The organism is Sporosarcina aquimarina (genome assembly GCF_033253705.1).
Taxonomy (GTDB): Bacteria; Bacillota; Bacilli; order Bacillales_A; family Planococcaceae; genus Sporosarcina; species Sporosarcina aquimarina.
The window spans coordinates 32,236-48,681 of the sequence record NZ_JAUBDH010000009.1 but is presented as its reverse complement, the minus strand read 5'-3'; the positions used below and the strand labels follow the sequence as shown (position 1 = coordinate 48,681).

At 42.9% G+C, this 16,446-nt stretch carries 17 protein-coding genes and 1 riboswitch; of the genes, 11 read left to right on the top strand and 6 right to left on the bottom strand.

The window, feature by feature from the left end; all coding sequences use genetic code 11:
• Positions 1-205: 205 nt before the first annotated feature.
• From QT716_RS13365 to QT716_RS13355, 3 genes are all read left to right on the top strand, one after another.
• Entirely contained in the window at positions 206-1,129 is a 924-nt protein-coding gene (locus tag QT716_RS13365) for a S66 peptidase family protein (RefSeq protein WP_317936591.1), read from the top strand.
• A gap of 359 nt (positions 1,130-1,488) precedes the next feature.
• A complete protein-coding gene (locus QT716_RS13360) occupies positions 1,489-3,444 on the top strand; it encodes an LTA synthase family protein (RefSeq protein ID WP_317936590.1) in 1,956 nt (651 codons plus the stop codon).
• A gap of 189 nt (positions 3,445-3,633) precedes the next feature.
• Positions 3,634-3,819 carry a gamma-type small acid-soluble spore protein gene (locus tag QT716_RS13355; protein ID WP_317936589.1) on the top strand — a complete coding sequence of 62 codons (186 nt, stop codon included), beginning with the start codon at positions 3,634-3,636 and terminating at the stop codon, positions 3,817-3,819.
• Positions 3,820-3,963: 144 nt separating this feature from the next.
• On the opposite strand, the gene QT716_RS13350 is transcribed toward QT716_RS13355, so the two are convergent.
• The 3 genes from QT716_RS13350 to QT716_RS13340 form a co-directional block, all read right to left on the bottom strand.
• Positions 3,964-4,737: an SDR family NAD(P)-dependent oxidoreductase gene (locus QT716_RS13350; protein ID WP_317936588.1), complete on the bottom strand. Its 774-nt coding sequence runs from the start codon at positions 4,735-4,737 to the stop codon at positions 3,964-3,966.
• Positions 4,738-4,813: 76 nt separating this feature from the next.
• Positions 4,814-5,176, bottom strand: a complete 363-nt coding sequence (locus QT716_RS13345; protein WP_317936586.1) for a hypothetical protein — start codon at positions 5,174-5,176, stop codon at positions 4,814-4,816.
• Between the two features lie 123 nt (positions 5,177-5,299).
• Positions 5,300-5,944 (bottom strand): hypothetical protein, encoded by a 645-nt coding sequence (locus QT716_RS13340; RefSeq protein WP_317936585.1) that lies wholly within the window; start codon positions 5,942-5,944, stop codon positions 5,300-5,302.
• A gap of 222 nt (positions 5,945-6,166) precedes the next feature.
• Here QT716_RS13340 and QT716_RS13335 point away from each other — a divergent pair, with 222 nt between their 5' ends.
• Positions 6,167-7,063, top strand: a complete 897-nt coding sequence (locus QT716_RS13335; RefSeq protein WP_398293565.1) for a 5'-3' exonuclease — start codon at positions 6,167-6,169, stop codon at positions 7,061-7,063.
• Positions 7,035-7,850, top strand: a complete 816-nt coding sequence (locus QT716_RS13330) for an STAS domain-containing protein (RefSeq protein WP_317936583.1) — start codon at positions 7,035-7,037, stop codon at positions 7,848-7,850. Before QT716_RS13335 ends, QT716_RS13330 begins: the two co-directional genes overlap by 29 nt.
• Before the next feature lie 20 nt (positions 7,851-7,870).
• On the opposite strand, the gene QT716_RS13325 is transcribed toward QT716_RS13330, so the two are convergent.
• The 3 genes from QT716_RS13325 to QT716_RS13315 all read right to left on the bottom strand — a co-directional run bounded on the left by QT716_RS13325 (position 7,871) and on the right by QT716_RS13315 (position 9,304).
• Entirely contained in the window at positions 7,871-8,398 is a 528-nt protein-coding gene (locus QT716_RS13325) for a C39 family peptidase (RefSeq protein ID WP_317936582.1), read from the bottom strand.
• Between the two features lie 18 nt (positions 8,399-8,416).
• Complete coding sequence (locus QT716_RS13320) at positions 8,417-8,875, bottom strand: STAS domain-containing protein (RefSeq protein WP_317936581.1); 459 nt, start codon at positions 8,873-8,875, stop codon at positions 8,417-8,419.
• Positions 8,876-8,983: 108 nt separating this feature from the next.
• Complete coding sequence (locus QT716_RS13315; protein ID WP_317936580.1) at positions 8,984-9,304, bottom strand: thioredoxin family protein; 321 nt, start codon at positions 9,302-9,304, stop codon at positions 8,984-8,986.
• 212 nt (positions 9,305-9,516) lie between these two features.
• On the opposite strand from QT716_RS13315, the gene QT716_RS13310 reads away from it, so the two are divergent.
• From QT716_RS13310 to QT716_RS13285, 6 genes are all read left to right on the top strand, one after another.
• Entirely contained in the window at positions 9,517-11,901 is a 2,385-nt protein-coding gene (locus tag QT716_RS13310; RefSeq protein WP_317936579.1) for a 3-hydroxyacyl-CoA dehydrogenase/enoyl-CoA hydratase family protein, read from the top strand.
• 29 nt (positions 11,902-11,930) lie between these two features.
• Positions 11,931-13,106 (top strand): acetyl-CoA C-acetyltransferase, encoded by a 1,176-nt coding sequence (locus tag QT716_RS13305; protein ID WP_317936578.1) that lies wholly within the window; start codon positions 11,931-11,933, stop codon positions 13,104-13,106.
• 48 nt (positions 13,107-13,154) lie between these two features.
• On the top strand, positions 13,155-14,942 hold the full coding sequence (locus QT716_RS13300) for an acyl-CoA dehydrogenase family protein (protein ID WP_317936577.1): 1,788 nt from the start codon (positions 13,155-13,157) through the stop codon (positions 14,940-14,942).
• 89 nt (positions 14,943-15,031) lie between these two features.
• The gene (locus tag QT716_RS13295) at positions 15,032-15,391 is read left to right on the top strand and encodes an arsenate reductase family protein (RefSeq protein ID WP_317936576.1); all 360 of its coding nucleotides are present in this window, start codon (positions 15,032-15,034) and stop codon (positions 15,389-15,391) included.
• 77 nt (positions 15,392-15,468) lie between these two features.
• Positions 15,469-15,852 carry a glycine cleavage system protein GcvH gene (gene gcvH / locus QT716_RS13290; protein ID WP_317936575.1) on the top strand — a complete coding sequence of 128 codons (384 nt, stop codon included), beginning with the start codon at positions 15,469-15,471 and terminating at the stop codon, positions 15,850-15,852.
• Positions 15,853-15,915: 63 nt separating this feature from the next.
• The gene (locus tag QT716_RS13285) at positions 15,916-16,224 is read left to right on the top strand and encodes a thioredoxin family protein (RefSeq protein WP_398293562.1); all 309 of its coding nucleotides are present in this window, start codon (positions 15,916-15,918) and stop codon (positions 16,222-16,224) included.
• Positions 16,225-16,274: 50 nt separating this feature from the next.
• A riboswitch (SAM riboswitch) is annotated at positions 16,275-16,380 on the top strand.
• Positions 16,381-16,446: the final 66 nt, after the last annotated feature.

The window sequence follows — 16,446 nt, the reverse complement described above, 5'->3', positions numbered from 1 at the left end:
CCATCACATGACTGAACTATACCTAAGTCTTAAGGCTGAGTCGGAGGAATTCGTCCTTTTCCTGTTTTCGTTATTGGAAGTTTGACTAACTGCTTTGCTCCTGTACAAACAAAAGGAGTTGGTCTCCAAAAGATTTTACACACATATGTTACTTCGAGGGGATAAATCTTGTGTGTACTTTACTAGGGAAAGGAGTTATCGAGTAATGGTTACGGCACCGCAGCAATTAAAAAGAGGCGACACTGTGGGCATTGTCACACTTGGAAGTCCGCTGGCAGCGAATCGTATTAATGAAGGGATTCATATGCTGCAAAAGATGGGGCTTAACGTCATAGTGGGAAAGTATGTGTATGCCGCAAATGGCTTTCTTGCAGCTACACCCCAGCAGCGGGCTGAGGATTTAATGAACATGTTTAAAAATCCACAAGTGAAATGGATTTTACCTGCTCGGGGCGGAGTCGGAGTGGCAAGCGTTCTACCATTCCTCGATTTTAACATCATTAAGTCAAATCCTAAAATTGTTTCAGGATACAGCGACATCACTATATTATTAAATGTGCTGTTTGAATATGCGGACCTGATCACCTTTCAAAGTTTGCTGTTGTTAGACTTCAATCCAGAAACTCCGCCTTATAATTTCAATCAATTCTTTGCCGCAACATCGACTATAACTGCACCATGGCAAATCCTGAATCCGCCGGAGGTTCCACTTATCGGAGCCGTTCCAGGAAATGTAACCGGACAAATTGTCGGGGGAAATCTCACCTCATTCGTGGATACACTCGGTACATCGTACGAAATCAATACACAAGACAGAATTATTCTGCTGGAAGAAACACATGAACCGATTAATAAAGTGTATCGATATTTAAGCCACTTAGCGATGGCACATAAATTTGACGAGTGTGCAGGAATCATTATGGGACAATGTACGAATTGTGAACCAGCTTACGGGAAAAGCTATTCAGATTTGATCAATGAATTTCTCGTCCCCCTTGGTAAACCTTTAATGACCAACCTAGCCTCCGCGCATAGCCACTTTAAAGCTACAGTTCCTATCGGAGCCCGCATTACTATGGATACGGTGAATCGAACGTTGACGGTGATGGAACCGGTAGTCAGAGCATAACCTGTCAAATACATCTTTCGTCTAAGAAGATGCCCACTTCATTATTCAGTTAATTCTATTTAGATTTAATAATATTAGAAAATAATTTATTGGAATTTAGATATTCTTTTTGTGGATAAGTATTTTTCATCTATAGAAACTAGACGTCAAAACTTCGTAGTAACGAGGTTTTGATGTTTTTAATGGAGGAATTTCAATTGAATTTATATAACTTGACTATTAGTGATGAGGAGTGTAAAATTTATTCTCGGTAGAATAAAATCTCGGATAAAATAATGGTTATTTAACTTTAAAAGTAAAAGCGTATCACTCTATATAGCATAATCTCACTATTAAATAAGTAAAAGGCTGGTGAAAGAATGAATAAATTGATTACTAAAAAAGACAATTTCCTGAATGGCTTTTTAGGAATATTTCTATTAGCTGTTTTGATGTTATGGACGAAGACATATATTACTCAAACCTCACAATTCGCATTAGGTGTAGAAGGATCACTTCAACATTTCCTTCTATTGCTTAATCCATTAGGATCAGCATTATTATTTCTGGGGATTTCATTCGTGTTTAAAGGGACAAGGAAGTATACAGCTCTTCTCGTCGTTTATACGATAATGTCAGTTCTGTTATATGCGAACGTCGTGTATTACCGGTTCTTTAGTGACTTCATTACATTACCTACACTTTTCCAGACTCAGAATTTTGGAGATTTAGGCGGCAGTATTCTAACTTTACTGAAGCCCTTTGACATCTTGTTCTTTATAGATGTCTTCGTACTATTTTACATCCGGTTCTCTAAGAAAATACAAAAAGATACATCTCGCATTGGATATAAAAAGGCAACAGCAATTATAGCAGTTGCATTAATTGTATCTATTGTAAACTTAGGCCTTGCTGAAGCAAGCCGACCTCAGTTACTGACTCGTGGCTTTGATAGAAACTACATTGTGAAATACTTAGGAATGTATAACTATTCCATTTATGACTCAGTTGAAACAATGAAAGCCTCATCACAAAGAGCTTTGGCGGATAGCAGTGATATTACAGAAGTGGTGAACTACACACAATCTAACTATGCCGAGCCGAACAAAAACTATTTTGGCGCAGCAAAAGGAATGAACGTCATCTATTTACATTTAGAGTCGTTCCAAAACTTCATAATTGACTACAAGTTAAACGGTGAAGAAGTTACACCATTTTTGAATTCATTAACTAAAGACGAGAACACGATGTACTTTGATAATTTCTTCCATCAAACTGGACAAGGTAAAACTTCTGATGCGGAATTTATGCTTGAGAATTCACTGTACGGATTGCCGCAAGGTTCTGCGTTCATTACAAAATCGCAAAACACTTACCAAGCAGCGCCGGCAATCCTGAAGGATTATGGATATTCATCTGCTGTATTCCACGGTAACAACGGAAGTTTCTGGAACCGGAATGAAATCTACAAATCGTTCGGATTCGATCACTTCTTTGACGCGAGTTATTATGATACAAGTTCTTCTAAGGATATGGCGGAATACGGATTATTAGACAAACCATTCTACGATCAATCGGAAAGTCTTTTACGCACGATTCCACAGCCTTTCTATACGAAATTCATTACGGTAGGGAACCATTTCCCTTACGCTATGGACCAAGACTTGGTAACGATTAACAAAGCCGATACGGGAGATAAAAGTGTTGACGATTATTTCCAGACAGCACGTTACACAGATGAAGCCATCCAACACGTTTTCGAGCGATTAAAGGAAACAGGCTTATATGATAACTCGATGATTGTTCTGTATGGCGATCATTATGGTATTTCGCATAATCACAATAAAGCGATGGCAAAAGTGATGGGCAAAGAGATTACACCTTATGAAGGTGCCAATTTACAGCGCGTTCCATTATTCATCCATGTACCCGGAATGAAAGGGGAGACCAGCCACACTTATGGCGGTCAAACAGACCTTCTTCCAACGCTGTTACACTTACTAGGAATTGAATCAAAAGAATATATCCAATTTGGTTCTGACTTATTATCAAAAGAGCACAATGAAATCGTGCCATTTAGAAATGGTGATTTTATCAGCCCTGAGATAGATTCGATCAATGAAAAGTTTTATGATAACAAAACTGGTTTACCGCTCGATGAGAGTCAATTGGAAGCTGCAAAGGCTATCAAAAAAGAAGTGGATTACAAATTACAGCTCTCTGATAAAGTCGTGAACGGTGATTTATTACGATTCCACACGCCAAAAGGATTCACTCCAGTTGACCGTTCTCAGTACAATTACAGCAAAGATGAAGCCACGGATTCACGTGAGTGAATCGGAGAGCCTTAACAACGAAAATCTAAACGTAATTCCTAGCGGATTCTGAGCGTCAGATGAAAACATCATCCTTTTGGGTGGTGTTTTTATTTTGCAAAGATCCATCGTTTCGTTTGGTTAAACTCATGGAACGTGCTCATAAAAACTCAAATGAAGTAAAGACTATCTATGAGGAGGCGAAATCCATTGCAAGCCAACAAAAAGTACACAGTAGCCGGCACCGATATTGAAGAAGTGAAGCGTCAAAATGCGAACTCCGGTCTTACTTACAATGAGCTCAATGCATTAATTGCTGAAAGAAGCGGCGAAGGATCTGCTCAGTATAGTGACGCTGACTCCTTCCGAGTAAAACGTAAGATTCAGGGGGAGTAAAAAATGAAGTGTGCGGAGCCTATGCGTTAAAATAGCTTGTTGCTGCTCAATGATCTGTGTTCATACAGTCAAAATTTAATAAAAAATGGATCAGGTGTAAAATCACCTGATCCATTTTTTATGAACGTTTTGAATTTAAACCAATTATTGTTGCATCTTACCCGCAGTAAAGCCGCCATCAACCGCAAGAGTTACACCGCTAATCGATTTTGCGAGGTCTGAACATAGGAATACAACCGCGTTTGCTTGGTCTTCTGCTGTAGACATTCTTCCAGCTGGAAGTGATTTGAGAACTCCTTGGAATTGTTCTGGATTTGATTTTGACCATTGCTCAATTGCTGGTGTAATCGTTGCACCAGGCGCAATCGAATTAATGGTAATGCCTTTTTGACCATATTCCAATGCCGTAGATTTCGTTAAACCAGCAATCGCGTGTTTGGAAGCAATATATGGCGCCATGTTTGGTGAACCTTCAATACCCGCACCTGATGCTGTGTTGACAATCGCACCGCCGCCAGTTTTCATCATTGCATTCACTTCGTGCTTGATGCAATAGAAAGTACCGTAAAGCGTTACTTTAAGTGTGATGTCCCAATCCTTAGAGTCCATTTCTCCAATTGGAACAAGACCTTTGTTAATGCCTGCATTGTTATGAGCAAAGTCAAGCTTACCAAATGTCTCAACGGTTTTGTCGATAAGTGCAATGACCTGTTCTTCGTCACTTACATCACATTTCATAAAGGCTGCTTCGCCGCCGTTGTCTTTGATCATTTGTACAGTTTCGAGTCCGCCTTGTTCGTTTACGTCAGAAATCATAACTTTTGCTCCTGCTTTTGCTAATGCAATTGCAGATGCTCGTCCGATTCCTGAACCTGATGCTGTGACTAAACCAGCTTTACCTTCCATAGTTCCTGTCATAAAAAACACTCCTTTATTTATCGATATACTTATTAGTTTACACCTAAAATTGTATACAACAAACAAACTGAACTCGCTAATAAAATAAAAAAATCATCAATATTATTAGTTTATTTAACGTTAAATTAAAAAACATTATTTGTTTAAATGCTGGCAACCCGCCCGTTCCGCATGGCAACCCGCCCGATTCGCCCGGCAACCCGCCCGTTCCGCATGGCAACCCGCCCGATTCGCCCGGCAACCCGCCCGTTCCGCATGGCAACCCGCCCGATTCGCCCGGCAACCCGCCCGTTCCGCGTGGCAACCCGCCCGATTCGCCCGACAACCCGCCCGTTCCGCATGGCAACCCGCCCGATTCGCCCGACAACCCGCCCGTTCCGCGTGGCAACCCTTCAGATAAGTTCAGAAGAAGTAGCCCCTGATGACCTATCATGACCATTCTTTACCACTTAAACGAGAAGAGCTCTTTAAAGAAGCTCTAAACTTCGTATCAGAAAAGTTCCATGAACAAAGCGAACCGTTTCCCACAATCGGAAACGGTTCGCTCTGTGATTTCAAGTTATTAAATACAAGTGAATGCTTCAACCCGGTCTAGGTCAAGTCCTGTATATGTCCAGCGTCTCCATTGTTCGTTCCAGCGATACCCGGCAACGGACGTTCTGCCAACAAATGTCGGGAAGAACCAGAAACCTCTGCGGCGTGATGTCCATACATAGGTCATCCTAAACATACAGCCCCGAATGCCGCCTGGATCCACTCGCAGCATTTGTGCGCCTTGCTGGTCAGGATACGGGGGAGCTTGAGATGGGGGAGCAGAAGTTGGTGCGGCTTGCTGATTTCCTCCACCTCCACCGCCACCTGATCCTGGATAAGGGGGTGGCTGTGGATTCATTCCGCCTTGCCATGGCCAATTCGACTGACCCGGCCAACCCGGCTGATGAGATGAACCTGGAAAACCTGGCCATCCAGGTTGAGAATGAGATGGATTATTCCACTGGTTCCATCCGTGTTGAGGAGGTTGGTTCCAGCCTGACTGCTGATGTTGGTTCCACCCCGGCTGCTGGTGTTGATTCCAACCATTTAACGCCATAGGCTGAGATTCCCATGAAGACCAAGAAGCCTGCTCGGTCTGTTGAGCTTCGAATCCCTCTGGAAGTTGAGGAAACCATTGCTCTTCCTCGTAATTATTGGAATGCATTTCATTCATTCAAAAAATCCCCTTTCACAAATTGACTGTGCTATTCATTCTATGGCTATTGCTCAGACAGACCTAGACGGCAGCCCGACTTAGGGAAATATTTTACGAAAAAACTCTATCAATGTGTCCAGACATGTTATGATAAAAGGAAGCAACATGTACATATGAGAAAAGAGTGAAGGAGTGAAACTTGTGACTAATGAGCGTCCCCACATACTGATTGTTGACGGAATGGCATTGCTGTTTCGATCATTTTTTGCAACAGCTGTCCGCAAACAGTATCAGCTGAACGAACAAGGCATTCCAACGAATGGTGTTCAAGGATTCGTCCGACATACATTAACCGCAATCTCTTTATTCAAACCCACACATTTAGCAGTGTGTTGGGATATGGGGGCGGTCACGTTCCGGAATGACATTTATGATGGCTACAAAGCAAACAGACCGGCACCGGCACCAGAATTGGTTCCGCAATTCGACTTGGCTCGATCCGTTTCCGAAGATATGAACTGGAAAAACTATGGTGTCGAAGGAATGGAAGCTGACGATCTTATCGGATCGCTTGTGAAAACGTGGAAAGACAAAGCCGATATCACGATTGTCTCGGGAGATAAGGATTTACTTCAATTACTGGCACCATCCGTACAGATCGCTTTAACGAAAAAAGGACATTCGATATATGATGTTTATAGCGAGCAACGATTTGTAGAAGAGTACGGGATGACCCCTGTGCAATTCATCGACTATAAAGCATTCATCGGTGATCCAAGTGATGGTTACCCCGGAGTGAAGGGGATCGGTCCCAAAACCGCTTTGAAACTGATTCAAACGTACGGAACGGCCGAAGGAGTCGTCCATGCAGTGGACGAGCTGACAAAGTCCGAGAAAGCTAAAATTGAAGCAGACTTACCGATGCTTCAATTATCCAAAGATCTAGCAACCATTCACTGCGAAGTGGATTTAGGTGACACGCTTCAAGACCTCGAGATTCCTCAATATGATGAAAACACGAAAGAACGACTGCGTGAAAATGGATTGAATGCGGTTCTAAAGCAATTAATTTCAACAGAATTCGTTACTTCCACAGGAGGGATTGGATATGAAAGAACTATTGATCCGTTTAAGTAACAAAGTTACTGAAAATGCAGAACAACTTGCAGAATTGATAACGAAACAACAGAACTTACGCTATCCTACGTTGAAACGCGATGAAGCCGAACTGTATCCGGCACGTGTAGAATTAGTGAAACTGTATGCAGAGGCATTGCGCCTTGAAACGAAAGAACGCGGTACGCTAATTCAAAAATGGGGGCAAGAAGCGGGAACACAATTTGCTAAAAAAGAGGGAATCTCTTTGGATATGATGTTGCGTGAAGTGCCTGAATATCGTGCATACATTGGCACCGTCTTGAAACACGAAGGGATTACTAGCGGAATCAGTCCAAAGGAAATGTATGAACTGACCAATGAACTCGATTTGATTGTAAATGATGTTGTCTACTATTTCAGCCTCCCATTCGTCCAATACGAAAAAGAAATGCTGACTATTTCACAGGCGGCTATCGCTGAATTATCTGTACCCATTGCCTCTATCAACGACACAACCGCTATCCTTCCGCTCATCGGGGTTATGGACTTTAATCGAGGAACGGTGCTGCAAGAGAAAGTATTAAAAGAATCTGTTCGACTGAATCTCGAGTATTTGATCATCGATTTATCGGGTTTGCAGACGACGGACACCTATGTGGCGCAGCAGTTGTTCATTCTATTTGAATCCTTATCATTAGTAGGAACAGTGCCAGTCGTAAGCGGAGTGACGCCTGCCATTGCTCAAACTTTAGTAGGGTTAGGTCTCGACTTTGGAGCAATTCGCAGTTTTGCCACGTTAAAACAAGCCATTCAATTCGTTTCATAACAAAAAGGACACTGAGCACATCAGTGTCCTTTTGCTGTCGTTTTTGGCGTGATTCTCACAAATGATAAGACAGATTGGTTGGCCCGATACGAAACGTAACGTACTTGGCTTGATGAGTTTGGACTGCCGTTATCGTGGATAGCAAGCAGTACGTCTTGATTCACTATCTCGTATCCAATAACAGGCACCCAGTGGTAGGCGAATTCACTTTGACTTCTCCAGTTGAAGGTGAACCATTTATCGAACTTCGCCGCTGCAGGCCGACCCTGATCCAGCTCATTCAAAACCCAGGATAATGTACATTTGGAAACTTCCCAATCACGGCCTAGCAGTTTTCTGAGCTTATGCACAAATCGCCACGAAAATAATCCGATTCTAGTCGTTCCAAGAAGCTTATAAAGTTCATCGATAGAAACTCGTGACTTCGGGCTATTTAAATAGAGTAAGATAACCGAAGCTGTCACCGGACCGCACGCAGAAGATCTATAGTCTAGATGAATGTCGGAATCGTATTGTGATTTACCTAGAAATTTCTTCAGTAGGGGCATGGCGACAAACTCCCTTTCTTAATTTGACGTAAATGAGAGTCCTTTTTCATTCATAAGAACTTGTAAAGCTGATTTGAAATTCGCATAAGATTCTATTTCATTCGCGATGCCGCCGTTGATCAATTCACGAACGAAAAGTGGAGTGAAGCCGACCATGATTGGACGGATACCCATCAACTGCAATTCAGATCGCATCAATTGCAATTCACAAGTGAGCATTTTTGAACCTTCTTCTTCAGCTAACCGTATACTGGAAAAATCGAGTACTGCAGATTCGATATGACGATGGTCTCCTGCATATTCAAGTATTTTTGTCCTTATACGTTCCATTCTTTCTTGGTCAGTGTAGCCTACAATGGGAAGCAAAATTGTATTATCTACAATAGAAGAAATAATTGGAGCGGATGTTTCGTTGATGATTTCTTCATATTTAGCAATTGTAGCTTTTAACTGAGTAATTTCTTCTGTCGGATTCATGTGGCACCTCTATTAGTTTTTCACTTTTCTTCTATTATACTCGATTTTTTTAAAAGAAGTAAAAAAAAAGCCGACTGCAGCAGCAGTCAGCTAGTTAAAAACAATTACTTAAATGGAAACCTCTTCAAGAAAGCTTGTTACTTGTTCAGGAGATTTTGCGTTTGCGCTGTGAAGATGAGCTTTTTTCTCGCCATTTTCGAAAATCAGTAAACTTGGAATCCCCATCACATCGTATTTCTCTGCGATTTCAGGCAATACATCGCGGTCTACATCGTACCAGTCATACTCATCGTACTTCTCAGTGATTGGCTCGATGAACATATCCATCACTCGACAGTCCGGGCACCAGCCTGCTTGGAATTTCACGATTGAACGTGAAGTTTCAGAAATCACATCATAAAATTGTTTTGCTGTTGTAATCGATTCCATTTTAAATCGACTCCTTTCATACCATCAGTGTACAATGAAAAGTGCAATCAGAACACAAACTTGTTTCGCTCGGATAGAGTAGATGTTTTTTAGATTTAAATATTGCGAAAACGCTGAGAATGGTCTACACTAGATTACATAGAAAAGGTTTCTATTTTTTTTAATCAGAAAATGAATGAACATTCATTCAAACACAAAGGGAGGATTTTCACGTGGCTTATCAAATTAAGAAAGCAGCCGTTATTGGATCGGGTGTTATGGGATCTGGAATTGCCGCACACCTTGCTAATATTGGGATTCCTGTTGTTCTTCTCGACATCGTTCCAAACCAGTTGACTGCAGATGAAGAGAAGAAAGGTCTTACATTAGAAAGCAAAGCTGTCCGAAATCGACTTGCTTCTGGATCGCTGATGAAACTGCTAAAACAAAAACCAGCTCCTTTAGCTTCTAAGAAAAACCTGGCATTGATTGAAGCGGGGAACTTAGACGATGATTTAGAGAAACTAAAAGATGTCGATTGGATTATTGAAGTTGTTGTTGAAAACTTAGATGTGAAAAAGAGTTTATATGAAAAAATAGATGCAGTTCGTACGCCAGGGACAATCGTAACTTCGAACACGTCAGGAATTAGTATCGATGCGATGGCGGAAGGGCGAACAGAAGATTTCCAAAAGCACTTCTTAGGAACCCACTTCTTCAATCCGCCAAGATACTTGAAATTACTTGAAATCATTCCAGCAAAAACAACATCTCAAGAAGTCATTGAGTACATGACACTATTCGGAGAAGATCGTCTCGGCAAAGGGGTGGTCATTGCAAAAGACACACCGAACTTTGTTGCGAACCGAATTGGAACATATGGCTTGCTTGTCACTTTGCGAGAAATGGAGAAGCGCGGTTACACAGTAGGCGAAGTGGATTCTGTTACAGGAACACTGATTGGCCGACCAAAATCTGCTACTTTCCGTACATTAGATGTCGTTGGACTCGACACATTCATGCATGTTGCGAAAAACGTCTACGACAAAACGGAAGGTGAAGAACAGAAAGTGTTCGAACTTCCGGAGTTCATGCAAAAAATGATCGACAACGGTTGGATTGGTGCGAAAGCCAAACAAGGATTCTTCGTGAAAAAAGGAAAAGAGATTTTCGAGATCGATTCTGAAACGCTTGAATACAGCCCAGTCAAAAAAATGAAAACGCCTTCAATTGAAATGGCAAAGCAGCAAAAAGGGCTGGCCAACCGAGTGAAGTCCTTAGTCTATGCAGAGGATCGCACTGGAGAACTTCTATGGAATATTTTAGCGCCGACTCTGCAGTATTCAGCTGATATGCATGGCAAAATCGCAGATGATATTGTTTCAATCGATAACGCGATGAAGTGGGGCTTCGGCTGGCAGCATGGTCCATTTGAAGTTTGGGATGCAATCGGAGTTCGTCAATCAGTCGAGCGTATGAAAGCCGAAGGAACTGTTATCCCTGAATTCGTACAGCAATTACTCGACAAAGGTTATGAAACATTTTATAAAGACGAAAAAAACGAATTGCTTTACTTTGACGGGGAAGGATACACACCAGTTCCTGTTAATGAAAAAGTAATCGACTTAAAGCGTTATAAAAAGCAGCACGGCGTTATTAAGAAAAACGCTGGGGCTAGTTTAATTGATATGGGAGATGGAATCGCGTTGCTTGAGTTCCACTCACAGTCAAACGCGATTGGCCTCGACATCATGCAGATGATCAATTTCGCAGTGGATGAAGTAGAAAAAAACTATAAAGGTCTCGTCATCGGCAACCAAGGGAAAAACTTCTGTGTCGGTGCAAATCTGGGAATGATTCTGATGGAAGCACAAGACGATAATATTTTCGAATTGGACTTTGTCGTTCGTACATTCCAAAACGCGATGATGAAAATCAAGTATTCAACGAAGCCGGTCGTGGCAGCACCGTTTCAAATGACGCTTGGTGGTGGCGCAGAAGTTTGTTTACCTGCCGCTCACATCCAAGCATCCATGGAAACGTATATCGGTCTAGTTGAAGCAGGAGTGGGGCTGATTCCTGGCGGTGGCGGAAACGTAGGTCTCTACCTGAAACATCTGAAAGGGTTGCCGAACGGTGTTCAAGTAGACTATCAAAACATCGCGAATAATGTATTCGAGTCGATTGCGATGGCAAAAGTATCGACTTCTGCCGAAGAAGCCCGGGAAAATAACTTCCTCGATTTCGCAGATGGCATCAGTGTCAACGCTGATCACCAATTATACGATGCGAAGCAAGTGGCAATTTCACTCTATGATAACGGCTACCGAGCACCTAAGCGTGAAAAGTTCCCAGTAGTCGGGGAAACGGGCTATGCAACAATGCTGCTAGGAGCAGAGGGTATGCGTCTATCTGGTTTCATCAGCGATCATGACATGAAGATTGCGAAGAAATTAGCTTATGTAATAGCTGGCGGTAAATTGCCATATGGCACATTAGTCGACGAACAATACTTGCTCGACCTAGAACGTGAAGCGTTCTTAAGCCTTGTAGCAGAACCGAAATCTCAAGCGCGTATGCAGCACATGCTCGTGAAAGGCAAGCCGTTGCGCAACTGATGAATCAGAACTTTAGAGGAGGAAATACAATGCGTGAAGCAGTAATCGTAGCGGGTTCCCGTACACCAGTTGGTAAAGCAGGAAAAGGATCACTTGCGACTGTCCGGCCGGATGACTTAGGAGCCATTACTATAAAAGAAACACTAAAACGCGCTGGCGGATATGACGGTCCGATTGAAGACCTCATTATCGGATGCGCAATGCCTGAAGCTGAACAGGGAATGAATATGGCGCGTAATATCGGCGCGTTAGCAGGATTGCCGGATACGACGCCTGCTATTACGGTAAACCGTTTCTGTTCTTCAGGGCTTCAGTCAATCGCCTATGCAGCTGAGCGAATTATGCTTGGGGCTTCTGAAGCGATTTTAGCTGGCGGCGCTGAATCGATGAGTATGGTGCCGATGATGGGCAATACGGTTCGGCCAAATGCCAAGCTTGCAGAAGAAGCGCCTCAATATTACATGGGAATGGGGCATACTGCAGAGCAAGTTGCCGTAAAGTATGGAGTCAGCCGTGAGGACCAGGATGCATTTGCAGTTGAGTCGCATCGTCGAGCAGCAGCAGCAATCGATGCTGGTAAGTTCAATGACGAAATCGTTCCAGTTGAATTTACGAAAGGCTATGTCGATAGCAACGGGGAATTTGCTGAGAAGAAAGAAACATTTTCAATGGATGAAGGCGTCCGTCGCGGAACGACAACTGAAATCCTGGCGAAATTACGCCCTGCATTTTCATTAACGGGATCTGTTACAGCAGGTAACGCTTCCCAAACTTCTGACGGAGCCGCATCTGTTCTAGTCATGGATCGTGAAAAGGCGGAGGCTGAAGGACTCAAGCCAATCGCGAAGTTCCGTTCGTTCGCAGTTGCAGGTGTCCCGCCTGAAATCATGGGAATCGGCCCAATCGCCGCAATTCCGAAAGCATTGAAACTTGCGGGGTTATCGATCGAAGACATCGACGTTTGGGAATTGAACGAAGCGTTTGCATCCCAATCCCTGCAAGTCATTCGTGAGCTGAAGCTTGATACGAACAAAGTAAACGTCAACGGCGGAGCAATCGCGCTCGGTCATCCGCTTGGTGCAACAGGTACGATTTTGACCGTGAGGATGATGAGTGAGCTGAAGCGTCAAGGTAAGCAATTCGGAGTCGTCACAATGTGTATCGGCGGCGGAATGGGCGCAGCTGGCGTATTTGAATTACTGTAAGCAAATCATGCACGTATAGATGAACCTAACCTAGAGGAGGAACTAGAAATGACTGAAACGACAACAAATGAGTTTATCAAAGGCGGGGCGTTTTTAACTGAAGACATTACACCGGATCGCGTCTTTACTCCTGAAGACTTTTCTGATGAGCAAAAAATGATTGCAAAAACAGCTGAAGACTACGTGAAAAACGAAGTTCTTCCAGTTGTCGACAAATTAGAAAACCACGAGTTCGAGCATTCTGTAAAACTTCTTAAATCTGCCGGCGACTTAGGTCTTCTGGGTGCAGACGTACCTGAAGAATATGAAGGACTTGGATTGGATAAAATCTCATCTGCTTTAATCTCAGAAAAACTTGCAGTAGCAGGCGGATTCTCGATCACTCACGGAGCGCACGTTGGAATCGGTACGCTTCCAATTGTTTTGTTCGGTAACGAAGAGCAAAAGAAAAAGTACTTACCGAATTCAGTTGCAGGTGACAAAATCTCTGCTTACGCATTAACGGAGCCAGGATCAGGATCGGATGCGCTTGGAGCTAAGACCACTGCAAAATTGAACGAAGCGGGCACTCATTACGTATTGAATGGTGAAAAACAGTGGATTACGAACGCTGGCTTCGCTGACGTATTCGTTGTCTATGCAAAAATCGATGGCGACAAATTCTCTGCATTCATCGTAGAACGCGAATTCCCTGGCGTTTCTGTTGGAGCGGAAGAGAAAAAGATGGGTATCAAGTCTTCATCCACACGTACATTGATCTTATCTGACGCTGAAGTGCCTGTTGAGAACTTGCTTGGTGAAGTCGGCCGCGGCCACATCATCGCTTTCAACATTTTGAACATTGGCCGTTACAAACTTGGAGTCGGGACAGTTGGCGGATCGAAGCGTGCACTTGAGCTTGCAATTTCCTACTCAAATGAGCGTAAGCAGTTCAATACACCGATTTCTTCGTTCAACCTGACGAAAGAAAAGATTGCAACAATGGCTTCCCAGCTGTATGCGACTGAAAGCCTGATCTATCGTACAGTTGGGTACTTCGAGCAGCGTCAAAGCCAGATGACTGCTGAGCAGCAAAAAGACGGAAAAGCAATTGCAGCAGCGATTGCGGAGTATGCAATTGAATGTTCTATCAACAAAGTAGTTGGATCTGAGACACTCGACTATATTGTGGACGAAGCGGTTCAATTACACGGCGGATATGGCTTCATGGCTGAATACGAAGTGGAGCGCGCATACCGCGATTCTCGTATTAACCGAATCTTTGAAGGAACAAACGAAATTAACCGCATGATCGTTCCTGGCACGTTCATGAAGAAAGCACTGAAAGGCGAGCTGCCATTGCTGCAGCAAGCTCAAGCGCTTCAAGAAGAACTGCTCATGATGATGCCTGAAGAGATTGGAGATGCTCCGCTAGACCAAGAAAAAGTTCTTGTGAAAAATGCGAAGAAAATCGGCTTGCTTGCTGCTGGTTTAGCGGCACAGCGTTTCGGAACTAAACTTGAAGAAGAGCAAGAAGTCCTTGTTAACATTGCGGATATTGCAAACAACATCTTTGCAATGGAATCTGCAATTCTTCGCACTGAAAAAGCAGTTGCGAAAAACGGAGCAGAGAAAGAACAGCAAAAAATCTTGTACACAGAAATTTTCTGTCAAGAGGCATTTGCTGCAATCGAGCGCGATGCGAAAGAAACACTTTACGCAGCAGTAGAAGGCGACAACCAGCGCATGATGGTTTCAGCGCTGCGTAAGTTGACTCGCTCAAATCCGTACAACGTCATTGCGAAGAAACGGGAAGCATCTGTGAAACTGATTGATGCTGCGAAATACGTAGTTTAATTCCAATACGACTTGTCCATTCTCATCCAGACTGCAATCCTGTAGTCTGGGTGTTTTTGTGGTAAAATGGAACCAATGGGGGTGACTTAATGGGACTGCATTATTATGGCTATCCAAAATGTACGACGTGTAAAAAGGCGGAGAAGTGGTTAAAGGAAAATGACATTTCGTTTGATGCTTCAAATATCGCAGAACAGCCGCCAAGTGAAGAAGAACTGAAAAAGATAATCACGAATTCTGAGCTGCCGTTGAAGAAATTCTTTAACACGAGTGGCATGAAGTATCGTGAGCTTGGTTTAAAGGACAAACTTGCGACAATGAGCGAGGATGAACAAATCCAATTACTCGCATCTGACGGCATGCTGATCAAACGTCCGCTTGTTACCGATGGAACAACAACGACTGTTGGATTTAATGAAACTGCATTTGCTGAAAGTTGGAAGGCGTAAGTTCATATCTTGTCTTTCAAAGGTACCTGTGGCAAAATAGAATTAGATATATAAATTATTTGTTGGAGGGGTATTAGATGAGCACACCACAAGGTTTGAAGTATTCTGAAGAGCACGAATGGGTAAAAGAAGAAGACGGTAAATACCGTATTGGAATTACACATTTCGCACAATCTGAGCTTGGTGATATCGTGTTCGTTGAATTGCCATCTGTTGGCGACGAACTAAAATCAGACGAGCCATTTGGCAGCGTTGAATCCGTAAAAACTGTATCAGAACTATATGCACCAGTTAGCGGTAAAGTCGTCGAAGTGAACGAAGACCTTGAGGACAGCCCAGAGCTTGTCAATGAGTCTCCTTATGAAGGCGCTTGGATGGTTGTTGTAGAACTTACGAACCCATCTGAATTAGATGAGTTAATGTCTGCAGAAGACTACGACAAAATGACTGTCGGAGAATAATATTAACAGGACGCCGTTAACCCGGCGTCTTTTATATTTTTAATCGGAATCGATAGAGTGAAGGTGAATTTTTTGAATGAGTGGACATATAGTGATTGGACTAGAACAGTTGAAAGTGAAGAGCTTGCCGCGTTCTATTTATACACACCGCTATGCGGCACATGTGCAGTGGCTAGTAAAATGTTGAATGTTGTGACCGAATTGAAACCGGACGTGCAGATTGGGAAAGCAGATTTAAACTATGTTGAAGAAATCGCGACGGAATACCAGGTTGAGAGTGTTCCTTGTTTGCTCATTAAGCGAAAAAGTCAGCCTGCTGAAAAAGTTTATGCCTTTCAATCTGTACAAAACATTCTCGAAAAGCTAAGTTGACAGTCATCTGGCGCTATGGTATAACTAATACCAACCAATTGAATAACTGACTCTTATAGAGAGAGGTGGAGGGGAGTACCCTGTGAAGCCCGGCAACCGTCAATTGTATTGAAATGGTGCCAAGTCACACAAAGCTTAGGCTTTGAAAGATGAGAGATCGGATGAACGCCATGAATTATTAAGCGTACGCCTTTCTGTGAATCTGCAGGAAGGCGTTTTTGA